This window comes from Bacillus sp. R86525 (assembly GCF_042466195.1).
Taxonomy (GTDB): domain Bacteria; phylum Bacillota; class Bacilli; order Bacillales; family Bacillaceae_G; genus Bacillus_A; species Bacillus_A nitratireducens.
The window spans coordinates 4,048,495-4,062,465 of the sequence record NZ_JAXHPX010000007.1 but is presented as its reverse complement, the minus strand read 5'-3'; the positions used below and the strand labels follow the sequence as shown (position 1 = coordinate 4,062,465).

Annotated in this window: 17 protein-coding genes, 1 pseudogene and 1 riboswitch; of the genes and pseudogenes, 15 read left to right on the top strand and 3 right to left on the bottom strand. The window is 34.8% G+C overall.

Annotated elements, in window-relative coordinates; translation table 11 throughout:
- Positions 1-152 precede the first annotated feature (152 nt).
- The 3 genes from SJY24_RS23650 (at position 153) to SJY24_RS23640 (ending at position 2,821) form a co-directional block, all read left to right on the top strand.
- Positions 153-1,847: a M3 family oligoendopeptidase gene (locus SJY24_RS23650; RefSeq protein WP_377866379.1), complete on the top strand. Its 1,695-nt coding sequence runs from the start codon at positions 153-155 to the stop codon at positions 1,845-1,847.
- A gap of 139 nt (positions 1,848-1,986) precedes the next feature.
- Positions 1,987-2,520, top strand: a complete 534-nt coding sequence (locus SJY24_RS23645; RefSeq protein ID WP_377866378.1) for a DinB family protein — start codon at positions 1,987-1,989, stop codon at positions 2,518-2,520.
- A 184-nt stretch (positions 2,521-2,704) separates the two neighbouring features.
- A complete protein-coding gene (locus tag SJY24_RS23640) occupies positions 2,705-2,821 on the top strand; it encodes a DUF6254 family protein (protein ID WP_000038254.1) in 117 nt (38 codons plus the stop codon).
- 9 nt (positions 2,822-2,830) lie between these two features.
- Here SJY24_RS23640 and SJY24_RS23635 read toward each other — a convergent pair whose 3' ends face one another.
- Entirely contained in the window at positions 2,831-4,039 is a 1,209-nt protein-coding gene (locus tag SJY24_RS23635; RefSeq protein WP_377866377.1) for an ATP-binding protein, read from the bottom strand.
- Between the two features lie 207 nt (positions 4,040-4,246).
- Positions 4,247-4,290: riboswitch (PreQ1 riboswitch) on the top strand.
- A gap of 93 nt (positions 4,291-4,383) precedes the next feature.
- On the opposite strand from SJY24_RS23635, the gene queC reads away from it, so the two are divergent.
- From queC to queF, 4 genes are read left to right on the top strand one after another with little or no spacing between them, the layout of a single operon-like run.
- Positions 4,384-5,046 carry a 7-cyano-7-deazaguanine synthase QueC gene (gene queC / locus SJY24_RS23630; RefSeq protein WP_227077966.1) on the top strand — a complete coding sequence of 221 codons (663 nt, stop codon included), beginning with the start codon at positions 4,384-4,386 and terminating at the stop codon, positions 5,044-5,046.
- Positions 5,046-5,537, top strand: a complete 492-nt coding sequence (gene queD / locus SJY24_RS23625) for a 6-carboxytetrahydropterin synthase QueD (RefSeq protein WP_097810148.1) — start codon at positions 5,046-5,048, stop codon at positions 5,535-5,537. Before queC ends, queD begins: the two co-directional genes overlap by 1 nt.
- A complete protein-coding gene (queE, locus tag SJY24_RS23620) occupies positions 5,530-6,246 on the top strand; it encodes a 7-carboxy-7-deazaguanine synthase QueE (RefSeq protein WP_377866376.1) in 717 nt (238 codons plus the stop codon). The genes queD and queE overlap by 8 nt, the downstream gene beginning before the upstream one ends.
- A gap of 18 nt (positions 6,247-6,264) precedes the next feature.
- On the top strand, positions 6,265-6,762 hold the full coding sequence (gene queF / locus SJY24_RS23615; protein ID WP_000918893.1) for a preQ(1) synthase: 498 nt from the start codon (positions 6,265-6,267) through the stop codon (positions 6,760-6,762).
- Between the two features lie 54 nt (positions 6,763-6,816).
- Here queF and SJY24_RS23610 read toward each other — a convergent pair whose 3' ends face one another.
- The gene (locus SJY24_RS23610; protein WP_001165083.1) at positions 6,817-7,002 is read right to left on the bottom strand and encodes a YkvS family protein; all 186 of its coding nucleotides are present in this window, start codon (positions 7,000-7,002) and stop codon (positions 6,817-6,819) included.
- 255 nt (positions 7,003-7,257) lie between these two features.
- Between SJY24_RS23610 and SJY24_RS23605 the strand changes: the two genes are divergently transcribed.
- Together SJY24_RS23605 and SJY24_RS23600 are read left to right on the top strand one after the other, a co-directional pair.
- Positions 7,258-7,416 (top strand): hypothetical protein, encoded by a 159-nt coding sequence (locus tag SJY24_RS23605; protein ID WP_377866375.1) that lies wholly within the window; start codon positions 7,258-7,260, stop codon positions 7,414-7,416.
- 91 nt (positions 7,417-7,507) lie between these two features.
- A complete protein-coding gene (locus SJY24_RS23600; protein WP_377866374.1) occupies positions 7,508-8,110 on the top strand; it encodes a histidine phosphatase family protein in 603 nt (200 codons plus the stop codon).
- 59 nt (positions 8,111-8,169) lie between these two features.
- Here the strand turns inward: SJY24_RS23600 and SJY24_RS23595 are convergent, their stop codons facing one another.
- Positions 8,170-8,748: a GNAT family N-acetyltransferase gene (locus SJY24_RS23595; protein WP_377866373.1), complete on the bottom strand. Its 579-nt coding sequence runs from the start codon at positions 8,746-8,748 to the stop codon at positions 8,170-8,172.
- Positions 8,749-9,009: 261 nt separating this feature from the next.
- Here SJY24_RS23595 and SJY24_RS23590 point away from each other — a divergent pair, with 261 nt between their 5' ends.
- From SJY24_RS23590 to nrdF, 6 genes and pseudogenes are all read left to right on the top strand, one after another.
- On the top strand, positions 9,010-9,204 hold the full coding sequence (locus SJY24_RS23590; protein WP_000360788.1) for a hypothetical protein: 195 nt from the start codon (positions 9,010-9,012) through the stop codon (positions 9,202-9,204).
- 25 nt (positions 9,205-9,229) lie between these two features.
- Positions 9,230-9,544, top strand: coding sequence for a hypothetical protein (locus SJY24_RS23585; protein ID WP_377866372.1), 315 nt, complete (start codon positions 9,230-9,232; stop codon positions 9,542-9,544).
- A 479-nt stretch (positions 9,545-10,023) separates the two neighbouring features.
- Positions 10,024-10,383 carry a class Ib ribonucleoside-diphosphate reductase assembly flavoprotein NrdI gene (nrdI, locus tag SJY24_RS23580; RefSeq protein WP_000959445.1) on the top strand — a complete coding sequence of 120 codons (360 nt, stop codon included), beginning with the start codon at positions 10,024-10,026 and terminating at the stop codon, positions 10,381-10,383.
- Positions 10,370-11,497 (top strand): annotated as a pseudogene (locus tag SJY24_RS23575) (ribonucleotide reductase N-terminal alpha domain-containing protein); the annotation flags it as partial. The gene nrdI and the pseudogene SJY24_RS23575, both read left to right, overlap by 14 nt.
- 383 nt (positions 11,498-11,880) lie before the next feature.
- The gene (locus SJY24_RS23570) at positions 11,881-12,831 is read left to right on the top strand and encodes a ribonucleotide reductase large subunit (RefSeq protein ID WP_306295567.1); all 951 of its coding nucleotides are present in this window, start codon (positions 11,881-11,883) and stop codon (positions 12,829-12,831) included.
- Between the two features lie 93 nt (positions 12,832-12,924).
- Positions 12,925-13,893: a class 1b ribonucleoside-diphosphate reductase subunit beta gene (gene nrdF, locus SJY24_RS23565; protein ID WP_001203023.1), complete on the top strand. Its 969-nt coding sequence runs from the start codon at positions 12,925-12,927 to the stop codon at positions 13,891-13,893.
- Positions 13,894-13,971 lie beyond the last annotated feature (78 nt).

Genomic DNA, 13,971 nt, shown 5'->3' with positions numbered 1-13,971 from the left:
TCCAAAGGAGCTTTGGATAAAGAAATCCAAGGCTTTTTTGTTTACATGTAATCATGACAGTATCGGCTGTATTTTGCTGAAGAATAAGAGGATATTTGTAAGTAAGCATTGAATTATAGTAATGATGCATATAATGGAGAGGGGGCGCGTTCATGTCATTTAAAGACTATGAATATAAACGGCCAAATATTGAAGAATTAAAAGAGAAGTTTACTGTTGCTTTAGAAAAGTTCGATAATGCAGAAACGGTTGAAGAACAAAAACAAGTAATTAATTCAATCAATGAAATTCGAAATGATTTTGGTACAATGGGTAATCTTTGTTATATTCGTCATTCTGTTGATACGACAGATGCTTTTTATAAAGAAGAGCAAGATTTCTTTGATGAATACTCCCCGGTTGTACAAGGCTACGGAACAAAATATTATAAGGCGTTAATGAATTCTCCATTCCGTGAAGAATTAGAAGCGTATTATGGAAAGCAATTATTTGCTCTAGCTGAATGTGATTTAAAAACATATTCAGATGAAGTAGTGAAAGATTTGCAATTAGAGAATAAATTGTCTTCACAATATACACAGTTGTTAGCATCTGCAAAAATTGACTTTGCAGGAGAAGAAAGAACGTTATCACAACTTATTCCGTTTATGCAAGGAAAAGAAAGAAGCGAACGTAAAGCAGCAAGTGAAGCATACTACGGATTTTTAGCTGGGAATGAGGAAGAGTTAGACCGTATTTATGATGAGCTTGTTAAAGTAAGAACAACAATTGCAAAAACACTTGGTTTTAAAAACTTTGTTGAATTAGGATATGCGAGAATGTATCGTACAGATTATAATGCAGAAATGGTTGCGAACTATCGCCAGCAAGTATTAGATTATATCGTTCCGGTTGCAACAGAGTTAAGAAATAGACAAAAAGCACGCATTGGTGTAGAAAAGCTCGCTTATTATGATGAAAACTTTGAGTTTGCTACAGGTAACCCAACTCCAAAAGGTGATGCGGATTGGATTATTAATCACGGGAAAACGATGTATAAAGAATTATCAGCTGAAACAGATGAATTTTTTAATTTCATGCTAGATAATGATTTATTAGATTTAGTTGCGAAAAAAGGAAAAGCTGGTGGTGGATACTGTACATATATTGAGAATTATAAAGCGCCATTCATTTTCTCAAACTTTAATGGAACGTCTGGTGACATTGATGTACTAACACATGAAGCTGGTCATGCTTTCCAAGTATATGAAAGTCGTAAGTATGAAATTCCAGAATACAATTGGCCAACATATGAAGCGTGTGAAATCCATTCGATGAGTATGGAATTCTTTACATGGCCATGGATGAAGTTATTCTTTGAAGAAGATGCGGAAAAATATTATTTCTCACACTTAAGTTCAGCACTTCTATTTTTACCGTACGGTGTATCTGTAGACGAATATCAACATTATGTATATGAGAATCCAGAAGCATCGCCAGCAGAACGTAAGTCAGCATGGCGTAACATAGAGAAGAAATATTTACCACATCGTGATTATGAAGATAATGATTATTTAGAGCGCGGTGGTTTCTGGCAACGTCAAGGTCACATTTATAGCTCACCGTTCTATTATATTGACTACACGTTAGCTCAAATTTGTGCGCTGCAATTTTGGAAACGTGCAAGAGATAATAGACAAGAGGCTTGGGAAGATTATGTGAATCTTTGTCAGCAAGGTGGAAGTAAATCATTCTTAGAATTAGTAGAAGTTGCAAATTTAACATCACCATTTGCTGAAGGTTGTGTAAAAAGTGTAATTACAGAAATTGAAGCGTGGTTACGTGCTGTTGACGACACAAAATTGTAAAAAACATGCGCTTTTTTTCACATGTTTAACATCGACATAATGGAAAAATGATGAGATAATAAAAGAAAATTCAGAATTATTTAAGAGGTGTTTCTAATAAGGAGCACCTCTTTTCACCAACAAAAGGGGGGAAAGCATTATGCTTCAATCTAATATGGATGTTAGTTTAGAAACTTTAGTCCACTCATTACAGTCTACACGAAGCACGCTGTTATCAGAAATTGAAATGTTAAATGATACTGAGGTGAATGTAAAGCCACGTCGTGATAAATGGAGTATTATTCAAATTTTGCATCATTTACATTTAGTTGAACAGTCTGTCACATCTGCCCTTGTATATGCTTTGCAAAAAAAAGAAGGAAAGCTTGCTCCATTTAAAGACCTCCAACTTACGCTTGATCGCACATATAAACGGGAAGCTCCTCAACAAATGAAACCAACAGAAACATTAATGAAAAAACTGCAAGGAATTCAATTACTAGAACATTCACGACAAGAATTATTACATGCACTTCATAGTGTGATAGATGAAAAAGAATTATTTGAAAATGGATTGAAACATCCTATTTTTAATGATTTGAATTTATACCAATGGGTTCAATTTCTGGATTTGCACGAACAAAGGCATCTTACACAGCTAAAAGAAGCAAAACATGCAATTTTACAGCGATAAAGTGAAACTTTAATCATTGGGTGGCATCCCGCACTGATTATTATTCTTTACCAATCGGGCCGCGCTCAAATAGTGGGAAAAAGGAAAAGAAGCGGTGAAACGCTTCTTTTCCTTTTTTACTCATGCATAGTTTTCTTTCTCATTTTGGAATACTACATGGAGAAGAGAAAAGGAGTTGAAAAGTATGTCAAAGAAAAAGAAAGAAGAAGAGCGCGCTTGGAAAGCTCGGAAAGAGAATCAAAAACCACATGGAAAAGTGAAAGCTTTTGCGGAATTAGTTGAAGGAACAGAAAAAACGTGATGAATTTCATCACGTTTTTTGTATGATTGGGAAAGTTAATAAAAATGTTGTACCTGTTCCTTTTTCACTAATAATATCAATCTTTCCATTCATTGCTTGAATGACACTGAAGACGACCATCATCCCGAGTCCGGTCCCTTTTTCTTTCGTCGAATAGAAGGGTGATCCGAGGCGTTTTACTTGTTCTGGATCCATACCAACGCCTGTATCTTTTATATACAATTGTATATGTTTATGGTCTGGAACTAATGTAAGAATAAGGTCACCACCGTTAGGCATAGCCTCAATACAGTTTTTAAAAATATTTAATAAGCATTGGTTCAGCTTTTGCCTTTCACCAGCTATAAAGAAAGATGTACTTTGTTTTATGTAATGTATACGAACATTTGTTAAATTGGCAAGAGGTGTAATTAAAGATAACGCATGAAGTAACTCATCTTCTACTTGCAATTGTTGTTCTTTTTCAATACTCGGTTTTGCAAAAGTTAAGTAGTCTGTAAGAACATGATTTGCTTGTTCGATCCCATTAATGGCTATGTCGATATATAATTTTCGTTCCTTCTCAGAACACGTATCTGACTGTAAAAGTTGCAAAAATCCTTTCGTTGAAGTTAAAGGATTACGAATTTCATGAGAGATGGAAGCCGCCATTTCGCCGATTAAATGAAATTTTTCAGCGTTCATAAGTTCATTTTGGAGACGAACTTGCGTTTGTAATATGTGTAGTAAATATAAAATAAGGATCGTGCCAATCATCGTACATAGTTCGTACACAATGATATGTGGTATATAATCTGCATCATTTGTAACACTTGCAAGGAAAAATGGTATCCAACCAAATCCATAAGTAAGACTGTAAAAAATAGCAAGTGTTATTTTTATATGATTAGAACTTCGATTAAAAAGTTTGTATGTTAATAGTAGAACAATAAATAGGAGAATAGAAGCGATAAAGGATGGAAACGCACCTATTCCTCCTAATAAAAAGCGATAAATGTTTAATACAGCTAAAATAGAACCACCAGCAATAGGCCCTCCCGTTAACGTACCGACAATTAATACGATATGTCGCATGTCGAACTGAAAACCGTTATTTGTTTTTGCTGCAAAAGTGATACATAGTATGGTAGCGAGGCAACACAATACAATAAATATAGCTGAATTCAATTTAGGAGATCGTTTCCCTTTCTGATTCCAAAACAAATGATATACGAGCATAGTAACGAGAATAGATAATATATTTAAAAAGAGGTAAATAATAAAGAGTTTCAGTGGGATGCCTCCTCTCTTCTAACATTAAATTAATCATACTATAAAATGAAAGAAATGAAATGCGAAATAGCGGAAAAATCAGAAATTTTTTCTGATAGTATACAATATGTTACAATAAGCTTTGTCAATGAAAGAAGAAATTCCATGCACTGCATGGGAGAGGTTCGCGAACTCCCTCTATAAAAAACTATGGAAACAACAATATCTTTAGGTATTGTTTTGTTTTTTTATTGTGACAGTTCAAGAACGTTCTTTCTTCTTATTCGTAGTAGAGAAGGAGAATGAGTGAAATGAAAAAAGAAAAAGCGGTAGTTGTTTTTAGTGGTGGACAAGATAGTACAACATGTTTATTTTGGGCGATAGAGCAGTTCGCAGAAGTGGAAGCTGTAACGTTTAACTACAATCAACGTCATAAGTTAGAAATTGATTGTGCAGTAGAAATTGCGAAAGAGCTAGGTATTAAACATACGGTACTAGATATGAGTCTATTAAATCAACTTGCTCCAAATGCGTTAACGAGAACGGATATGGAGATTACACATGAAGAAGGTGAATTGCCATCAACATTTGTAGATGGACGAAATTTACTATTCCTATCATTTGCTGCTGTATTGGCCAAACAAGTTGGAGCACGTCATATTGTAACGGGTGTATGTGAAACTGATTTCAGTGGTTATCCAGATTGCCGAGACGTGTTTGTAAAATCATTAAACGTTACATTAAATTTATCTATGGATTATCCGTTTGTTATTCATACACCACTTATGTGGATTGATAAAGCGGAGACATGGAAATTATCAGATGAACTTGGAGCATTTGAGTTTGTTAGAGAAAAAACATTAACATGTTATAACGGAATCATTGGTGATGGTTGCGGTGAATGTCCAGCATGTCAACTTCGTAAAGCAGGATTAGATACGTACTTACAAGAACGCGAAGGAGCGAACAACTAATGGATAATTTCTTTGGATTTCGCATCGTAGAAAATTTACAAAAAATGGACGAGGATATTCAGCGTAAACAACTCAAATATCATAATAAAAGAGTAATGGTCAGCAAGGAATTTACATTTGATGCAGCACACCATTTACACTGTTATGAAGGGAAATGTAAAAACTTACATGGTCACACATATAAAGTTGTATTTGGAATTAGCGGGTATGTAAATGAAATAGGCCTTGCAATTGACTTTGGAGATATAAAAGAAATTTGGAAAAACGAAATTGAAATATATTTAGATCATCGTTATTTAAATGAAACATTGCCAGCAATGAATACGACTGCTGAAAATATGGTTGTTTGGATTTATGAAAAGATGGCAGAAGCATTAACGAAAGATAATCGTGTGAACGAATATAAAGGAGCTCGTGTTGAATTCGTTCGTCTATTTGAGACGCCGACTAGTTATGCGGAAGTAAGACGGGAGTGGATGCTCGATGAGTAAAATCCCTGTCTTAGAAATATTCGGTCCGACTATTCAAGGAGAAGGTATGGTTGTCGGGCAAAAGACTATGTTTATTCGAACTGCTGGCTGTGACTATAGCTGTGCTTGGTGTGATTCTGCTTTTACTTGGGACGGATCGGCAAAAGATCAAATTAGACAAATGTCAGCGGTAGACATTTGGAATGAGCTTGTTGAAATTGGAGGAGAAAATTTCTCTCATGTTACGATTTCGGGTGGAAATCCTGTTTTATTGAAAAATATTGAGTCGCTTCTTTCTATATTAAAAGAGAATGGGATGCGAACGGCGATCGAAACACAAGGGAGTAAATGGCAAGATTGGTTACTTCAAATTGATGAGGTAACGATTTCGCCAAAACCACCAAGTTCAACAATGAAAACAGATTTTCAGAAGTTAGATGATGTTATTCAGAAACTAGCAGGAAAAGATATTAGTTTAAAAGTAGTAGTATTCGATGATCAAGATTTTGAATATGCAGTTAAGATGCATGGACGTTATCCAGATGTATCATTTTTCTTACAAGTAGGAAATGATGATACGAAAACAGTGGATGATGCAATGCTTATTAAAAAATTATTAGATAAGTATGAGTGGCTTATTGAAAAAGCTGTGAACTGTAAAGAAATGAATGATGCGAAAGTATTGCCACAGCTTCATGCGTTAGTATGGGGAAATAAACGAGGCGTATAATGAGAAGGGATGTTTAAAATGGCAGGAAGATTAGATGAAGATTTAAAAGATGTAACATTATTAGGAAATCAAAATACAAAATATTTATTTGAATATAGCCCAGAAATTTTAGAGGTATTTGATAATAACCATCCAAACCGTGATTACTTTGTAAAATTCAACTGTCCTGAATTTACAAGTTTATGCCCGAAAACAGGACAACCTGATTTTGCAACAATTTATATTAGCTACATTCCAGAACAAAGAATGGTAGAGAGTAAATCTTTAAAGCTATATTTATTTAGCTTCCGAAATCATGGTGACTTCCACGAAGATTGCATGAACGTTATTATGAATGATTTAATTAAATTAATGGATCCACGTTATATTGAGGTATGGGGGAAATTTACACCACGTGGTGGGATTTCAATCGATCCTTACTGTAACTATGGTCGCCCAGGAACTAAGTATGAGAAAATGGCAGACTACCGTATGATGAACCACGATCTATATCCAGAAACAGTTGATAATCGTTAATATATATAGAAAGAAAGGATCTGTATGATATACAGATCCTTTCTTTCTATTATATTATGCATGTTGATTAATGACAGTATAGTTTTTATGGCTTACAACTGTAAGAGGTTCCATATCTAGTTCTCTAAAATTCTCCATAATTGTTAAATCAACAATAACGGAATTTTGATTTACTTTTTGAACACGGCCTTGCATTCCACCTTTAAATTCAATGATATCTCCAGTTTCTGCGATCTGCATAAGCAACTCTCCTTGTTACAGTTTTCCCCAAAAAAGAATAATTTGGGATTTTTTATTTCCTCTTATTTTGAACTATATTTACTAATTTGTAAATGTTTCCAAAGTAAAAATTCAAAAAATATTCACTTTTTGTAAGAAAATATATGAAAAAGTATTGTTAGGAGAGGAATAATGAAAATGCATACATCTTTATATGGGAGTATAATGAAAAAGATACAGTGACCTACTAAAGTAGGAGAAATTAGGGGCGGTAAAATGATGTTTGAAATTGTGGGGAGCTTTATAGCGATTTTATTATTTTTATTTTCTTATATACAGTTGAAGAAAATGCGTCAACATGAAACAACTACATATTTTGATGGACTGGATGGTGTGCAAGCATCGATAACGCATGATAGTAGTGGGGATATGTAATGATATATAACTTTCTTTTTATGCATGGTATGATGGCAATAAGAAATAGTACATAATATAGTTCGTAAGTGATGAATGGGGAGTGGAAAGAATGCGAATTTCTTTTATTCGTCATGGTCGTTTGGACAGTACTATAGCGCCAATGACAATTATTTCATTTCGTGAATGGATAAAGCAATATGATTTAGGAACTACGGTAAAAGAAGCTCATATACCGATTGAAACAATTGAGGCGATTACAACAGCGAAATTGGTCGTAACGAGTGATCAGAGGCGCGCTGTGCAATCAGCAACCGAATTAACGGATTCTTTATCTTTTGTGCAAAATCCTCTTTTTAGGGAAGCTGAAGTTCCGACAGGTTTTTATGCTCCAAAATGGTTGAAATGTAAACCTAATGTATGGATGTTTATTGGACGTACACTATGGATAGCTGCCTATAGTAAGGATGTTGAGTCTTATAAGGAAGTACGAGAAAGAGCAAGGCAAGCTGCCAATATGTTACACCGCTATGCGCTCGTACACGGACATATTGCTCTTGTAGGTCATAGTTATTTTAATGTGATGATTGGGACTGAACTGAGGGCAATGGGGTGGTCAGGTTCGCCTATTTTCCATAGGAAGCCATGGGGATGTACAACATATACATTTCGTGAGGCGATGGATGGAAATGTATTAAATACGAATTTAACATAAAAGAGGCTGTCCCTTTGGCAGCCTCTTTCTTTACATAACAAGCAAAAAGAATTGTCCTTTTAAGATATAGAAACTAATGACCGTAATGGTTTTATTAGATGGGCATACGGTTCACCAACGAGCATAACGATGTTATCTTTTTTGTAACCAAGTTTTTCATATAGTGAAAAAGCGCGTTTGTTTTCTAAATTAACAAGTAAGGCGATTTTTTCATGACCTTTTTCAGTTGCATGAAGTTCAGCTGCATCGATTAATTTAGAGCCAATGCCACGTCCACTGTACATATTTGAAACTGACAACGTGTCAATATAATACTCATCAAGTTCAGCTTCTTTTTCTAACGTAATGGATTCGTCTTCATGTAGTTCTCTTAAGTGGTGTACGATTGGTGCATCAAGTTGTTCAGCGTCACTACCGTGATAAACGACAATAACCCCAACTATCTTTCCATCTTGTTCAGCCACTAAACAGTTTTCATAGCTCAATCGATTATTTTCTTTTGCGAACCATGTTTCAAGTCCTAGTATCACTTTTGCTTCAACTGTGCTACCTGTGATTTTTTCAGCAATTTCGTGCAGAGCGTTATACAGTAAAGGTGCTACTCCTATCGCATCTGTCTTTTTTGCTTTCCGAATCATAGTATCCCTCCTAGTTCTATGCATATATTGTAGCATAAAATAAAATAACAAACAGTGGATTGGAACTTTGTTATACAGAGCGTCAAAAAGTTTGATATAGAGAAGTAGCTATGTTAGTATATGATATTTAGTGCGAATATAATAAAGTGATATAGCTATAAAAATAATGAAAGTGAATTAAATAATAGTAACGGGATAATTTTACCGTTGTCGACCTATAGAAGATGCGATAAAATAAACTATTGCAGAGAGGTGAAATACATGGATAAACAATTAGCAAATGCAATTTTGGATCAGCTGAAAAATGGTGAAATAAAGGAGTATGTTGCGACGAAAGATGTATTTTATACGTTCAGGGAAGTTGTTGTAAGTCGAGAAGATTTTAAACATATTATCGGGAACGCACAGCGCGGTGGACAGGTAATTTATACATATTCAGAAACACCACGTTCATAAATAGAAGATAAAGGAGAGGAGAATTATGGGAGATTTTAAACAAGGCATATTACCACATTGGGATTATATGTGGAAAGATAGAGCTGGGAATAGGTTTATGGGAATGGTTATGTATCCAGAGAAACGAAAATGTTCAGCAAAAATGCTTCAGAAAATAAAAAGAGCATATGAAGAGGCTATAGAAATTAAAGTAACTGTACAAGTTCAACATACATATCAGTACGTAGAAGGAATGATTGTATACTTTGATGAAGAAGCTCCTGTATGTACAATGCTCGATAAAGATGAGAATCCACATCATATATTTATAAAAGATATTTTGCGTATTGAGCACCCGTAATAATTTTTTTCATAAATAAATTGAAGTTCCATAATAATAATCTTTTTCTATAATAGTTATCTTTTAGTATGTAACGAGGAACGAAAGAGTATGTATAATATTTAATAAAGTAAAATTGATAAATGTAATCGTTTTTTAGAACAGATTATCGTTTAATGTCTGTTCTTTTTTGCGTGATGCTGGAGAAATATAATCCTCCAGCATTTACTGTTTTATGACAAAAAATATTGTTAACTTTTTTAAAATGAGGTTAAATGCGTTGACAACTTTTTTGAAAAGCACTTTATTGACATGAGTTTTAGAATGTTGTTTCATAGTCTTTGTATTGAAAAAAAACGATGATCATGTCGAAAAGTAAAAGTTAAAAAAATAAAGATTTTATACATATATCTTGTGTCTTATTTTGAAACGTAATACAATATATAGAGAAAACAAGAAACGACATACAGAGAATATATATTGGAGAGGGAGGGTCGGAAATGTTAGTTGCATATGATTCTATGACAGGAAACGTGAAGCGTTTCATCCACAAATTAAATATGCCGGCCGTTCAAATTGATGAAGCTCTAGTATTAGATGAAGACTTTATTCTTATTACGTATACAACAGGTTTTGGCAATGTACCGGAACGTGTTTTAGACTTTTTAGAACGCAATAATGAAAAATTAAAAGGCGTATCTGCAAGCGGCAATCGTAATTGGGGAGACATGTTCGGTGCAAGTGCTGACAAAATTTCTACTAAATATGAAGTGCCTATTGTATCAAAATTTGAGTTATCTGGAACAAATAATGATGTAGAATATTTTAAAGAAAGGGTGCGGGAGATTGCGACACATTGAACTGAATAATGAAATCACGCAAATGCAGGACGGTTTTTATCAGCTTCATAAAGATAAAGAGGCGTTAGAAGTCTTTATGGAAGAAGCTAGAGAGAATACCGTTCATTTTAATAGCGTGGCAGAGCGAATGGAGTATATGAAAGAACACGATTACTATTACAACGTTCTGGACGAGTATAGCTTGGAGGAAGTAGAGGGAGTATATAGCATCGCTTATGGTGAAAACTTCGAGTTCCAATCTTATATGGCAGCATCTAAGTTCTATAAAGATTATGCGTTAAAAACGAATGATCAAAAACAATACTTAGAAAGCTATGAAGATCGTGTAGCAATTGTGTCATTATACTTAGGACGCGGTGATGTTGCGAAGGCAAAACACTTCGCAAGCATGATTGTAAAACAAAACTACCAACCAGCGACACCAACCTTTTTAAATGCGGGAAGAAGCAGAAGAGGAGAAATGGTGTCTTGTTTCTTGTTAGAGATGGACGATAGCTTAAATTCAATTGGCTTTAACATTAATACTGCAATGCAATTATCGAAAATCGGTGGTGGAGTAGCTTTAAACTTATCTAAGCTACGCGCACGTGGTGAGCAAATTAAAGGTATTGATAACGCCGCAAGTGGTGTAGTACCTGTTATGAAATTGCTTGAAGATTCGTTTTCATATGCGAATCAACTTGGCCAACGAAAAGGTGCCGGCGCTGTATACTTAAACATTTTCCATTGGGATATTATTGAATTCCTTGATACAAAAAAAATAAATGCCGATGAGAAGAGTCGTATTCAGTCTCTATCAATCGGAATTATCGTTCCAAGTAAGTTCTTTGAACTTGCTGAGAAAAACGAACCTTTCCATGTTTTCGCGCCTTATACAGTATTTAAAGAGTACGGAAAACATTTAGATGATATAGATATTGATGAAATGTACGATGAATTAATGAGCAATCCGAAAGTGAAGAAGAAGCCACTAGATATTAGTGCACGTGATATGCTGATTAAAATCGCTATGATTCAGCTTGAGTCTGGTTACCCATACTTAATGTTTAAATCAAATGCAAATAACCAGCATCCATTGAAGGATATTGGAACTGTGAAGATGTCGAACTTGTGTTAAATATGTAGCACCTTCTAGTAGAAATGCTAGTCGAACAACTCCGTTAAACGGGGAAAGCCTCAAGTTTGAGGTAACCTACCGTGCTAAATCTTATCTTAGAATGAAAATATAAAACTTCAGAATGTATCTTATTATTTTGTATAGCAGAGTTATCGGACAACATAAAGTAATAAGAGACTTTCTGAAAGATTAAGATAAGTAAAAGCCTAACGACTATCCCATTTGGGAGTAGAGCGCAAGCGATTGGCGTTCGAAAAGCGGAGCACCTAACCAGGTAATGCTGTAGGTGATGATATAGTCTGTCCTGTATGGTGACATACAGCGGTTGCATGAGCAACGGACTGAGTAGTAGCGAACTCGGTTGAACATTCGAGACAGAAATCTTCCAGCTTCAAGAAACTTCTGAAATAAATGATTACGGTACAGATGACATTATCCGTCGTGATATTAACTGTAACTTAGGATCGTTAAATATCGTAAATGTAATGGAAAATAAAGAAATTCGTGAAGCAGTTCATGCGGGAATGGAAGCTTTAACAGCTGTTTCTGATATGACGATCATTCCGAATGCGCCAACTGTGAAAAAAGCAAATGATGAGCTTCATTCAGTTGGACTTGGAGCAATGAATTTACACGGATATTTATCAAAAAATAAAATCGCATATGAAAGTGCAGAAGCGAAAGAGTTCGCTCGTACATTCTTTATGATGTTAAATTACTACTCGATTGAGAAAAGTATGGAAATCGCTAAAGAAAAAGGCGAAACATTTAAAGACTTCGATAAGTCTGATTATGCGAACGGCACATACTTTGAAAAGTATGAAACGACAGATTACAGCCCAGTAACTGAAAAAGTTCAGCAATTATTTGAAGGAATTCATATTCCAACAAAAGAAGATTGGACAAGTTTAAAAGAGCAAGTGAAGAAGAATGGATTATATAATTCATATCGTCTTGCTATCGCTCCTACACAATCTATCAGTTACGTTCAAAATGCAACTTCAAGCGTAATGCCGATCGTAAGTCAAATCGAATCAAGAACGTATGCGAATGCGACAACATATTATCCAATGCCATATTTATCAAAAGATACGTTCTGGTACTATAAATCTTCTTACGACATGAATCAGTTTAAATTAATTGATTTAATCGCAGAAATTCAGGAGCATATTGACCAGGGAATTAGTACGATTCTTTACGTTAATAGTGATATTTCAACACGTGAGTTAGCACGTTACTACATCTATGCACATAAAAAAGGCTTAAAGAGTCTGTACTATACAAGAACACGTAAGTTAAGCGTGGAAGAGTGTGTGGCTTGTACTGTTTAATATAAAAAGTGTGACATTATGAGCAGGGTTTTCTGAACCCTGCTCATGCTTAGTTATCAATTTTTCATGTTTATTTAGAGAAGGGGCGATTGAATGCGTGCGGTAAACTGGAACAAAAAGGAAGACGATTTTAGTTTAATGTTTTGGAAGCAAAACATCGCTCAGTTTTGGACAGAAGAAGAAATCGCGGTATCTTCTGACAAAAATACTTGGGCACAATTATCAAGAGAAGAGCAGGTTGCTTATAAGCGTGTATTAGGTGGTTTAACACTTTTAGATACGAAGCAAGGCGGCGAAGGGATGCCACTTGTACTTGTTCATCTTGAAAATTTACAAGCGAAAAGTGTATTAGCTTTCATGGGTGCTATGGAAGAAGTACATGCGAAGAGTTACAGTCATATTTTCACAACGCTAGCTACTGAAGAAGAAATTGATGATATTTTTGAATGGGTAGATAACCATCCATTACTTGAGAAAAAGGCTGGTATTATTACTCGTTACTACCGTCGTCTATTAAAGCCTGAAGTAACGAAAAAAGAGTTATACATGGCAATGGTAGCAAGCGTATTCTTAGAAAGTTACTTATTCTATAGTGGATTCTTCTATCCACTTTACTTAGCTGGTCAAGGTAAACTGACAGCAAGTGGTGAGATTATTAACCTAATAATTCGTGATGAGTCAATTCACGGCGTATTCGTCGGTATTTTAGCACAGCAACTCTTCGCAGAACTTTCTGCAGAAGATCAACAAGAAGTGCAAAAAGAAACGCAAGAATTATTAATGGAACTATATGAAATTGAAATGGCATACACAGAAGAAATTTACACTTCTATCGGTCTTGTAGAAGATGTAAATCGTTTCGTTCGTTACAATGCGAATAAAGGACTTATGAACTTAGGGCTTGAGCCGAAGTTTGAAGAAGAAGAAATTAACCCAATCGTTTTAAACGGTTTACGTACAGATACGAAAAACCATGATTTCTTCTCTGTAAAAGGAAATGGTTACGTAAAAGCAACGAACGTTGAAAAGTTAGCTGACGATGACTTTGTATTCAATTTTTAATATAGTGTTATAAAAAAAGCTGTCTTTATAGAAAAGACAGCTTTTTTTATATTAATGGTTTACATAATGTTATTATTT

Excerpts from the sequence above, each read along its gene's own strand:
- SJY24_RS23650 (WP_377866379.1), top strand. The coding sequence starts at position 153 with ATGTCATTTAAAGACTATGAATATAAACGGCCAAATATTGAAGAATTA.
- SJY24_RS23635 (WP_377866377.1), bottom strand. The coding sequence starts at position 4,039 with ATGCTCGTATATCATTTGTTTTGGAATCAGAAAGGGAAACGATCTCCT.
- SJY24_RS23640 (WP_000038254.1), top strand. The coding sequence starts at position 2,705 with ATGTCAAAGAAAAAGAAAGAAGAAGAGCGCGCTTGGAAAGCTCGGAAA.
- queF (WP_000918893.1), top strand. The coding sequence starts at position 6,265 with ATGGCAGGAAGATTAGATGAAGATTTAAAAGATGTAACATTATTAGGA.
- queC (WP_227077966.1), top strand. The coding sequence starts at position 4,384 with ATGAAAAAAGAAAAAGCGGTAGTTGTTTTTAGTGGTGGACAAGATAGT.
- SJY24_RS23595 (WP_377866373.1), bottom strand. The coding sequence starts at position 8,748 with ATGATTCGGAAAGCAAAAAAGACAGATGCGATAGGAGTAGCACCTTTA.
- nrdI (WP_000959445.1), top strand. The coding sequence starts at position 10,024 with ATGTTAGTTGCATATGATTCTATGACAGGAAACGTGAAGCGTTTCATC.
- SJY24_RS23645 (WP_377866378.1), top strand. The coding sequence starts at position 1,987 with ATGCTTCAATCTAATATGGATGTTAGTTTAGAAACTTTAGTCCACTCA.
- nrdF (WP_001203023.1), top strand. The coding sequence starts at position 12,925 with ATGCGTGCGGTAAACTGGAACAAAAAGGAAGACGATTTTAGTTTAATG.
- queE (WP_377866376.1), top strand. The coding sequence starts at position 5,530 with ATGAGTAAAATCCCTGTCTTAGAAATATTCGGTCCGACTATTCAAGGA.
- SJY24_RS23610 (WP_001165083.1), bottom strand. The coding sequence starts at position 7,002 with ATGCAGATCGCAGAAACTGGAGATATCATTGAATTTAAAGGTGGAATG.
- queD (WP_097810148.1), top strand. The coding sequence starts at position 5,046 with ATGGATAATTTCTTTGGATTTCGCATCGTAGAAAATTTACAAAAAATG.
- SJY24_RS23605 (WP_377866375.1), top strand. The coding sequence starts at position 7,258 with ATGATGTTTGAAATTGTGGGGAGCTTTATAGCGATTTTATTATTTTTA.
- SJY24_RS23585 (WP_377866372.1), top strand. The coding sequence starts at position 9,230 with ATGGGAGATTTTAAACAAGGCATATTACCACATTGGGATTATATGTGG.
- SJY24_RS23590 (WP_000360788.1), top strand. The coding sequence starts at position 9,010 with ATGGATAAACAATTAGCAAATGCAATTTTGGATCAGCTGAAAAATGGT.
- SJY24_RS23600 (WP_377866374.1), top strand. The coding sequence starts at position 7,508 with ATGCGAATTTCTTTTATTCGTCATGGTCGTTTGGACAGTACTATAGCG.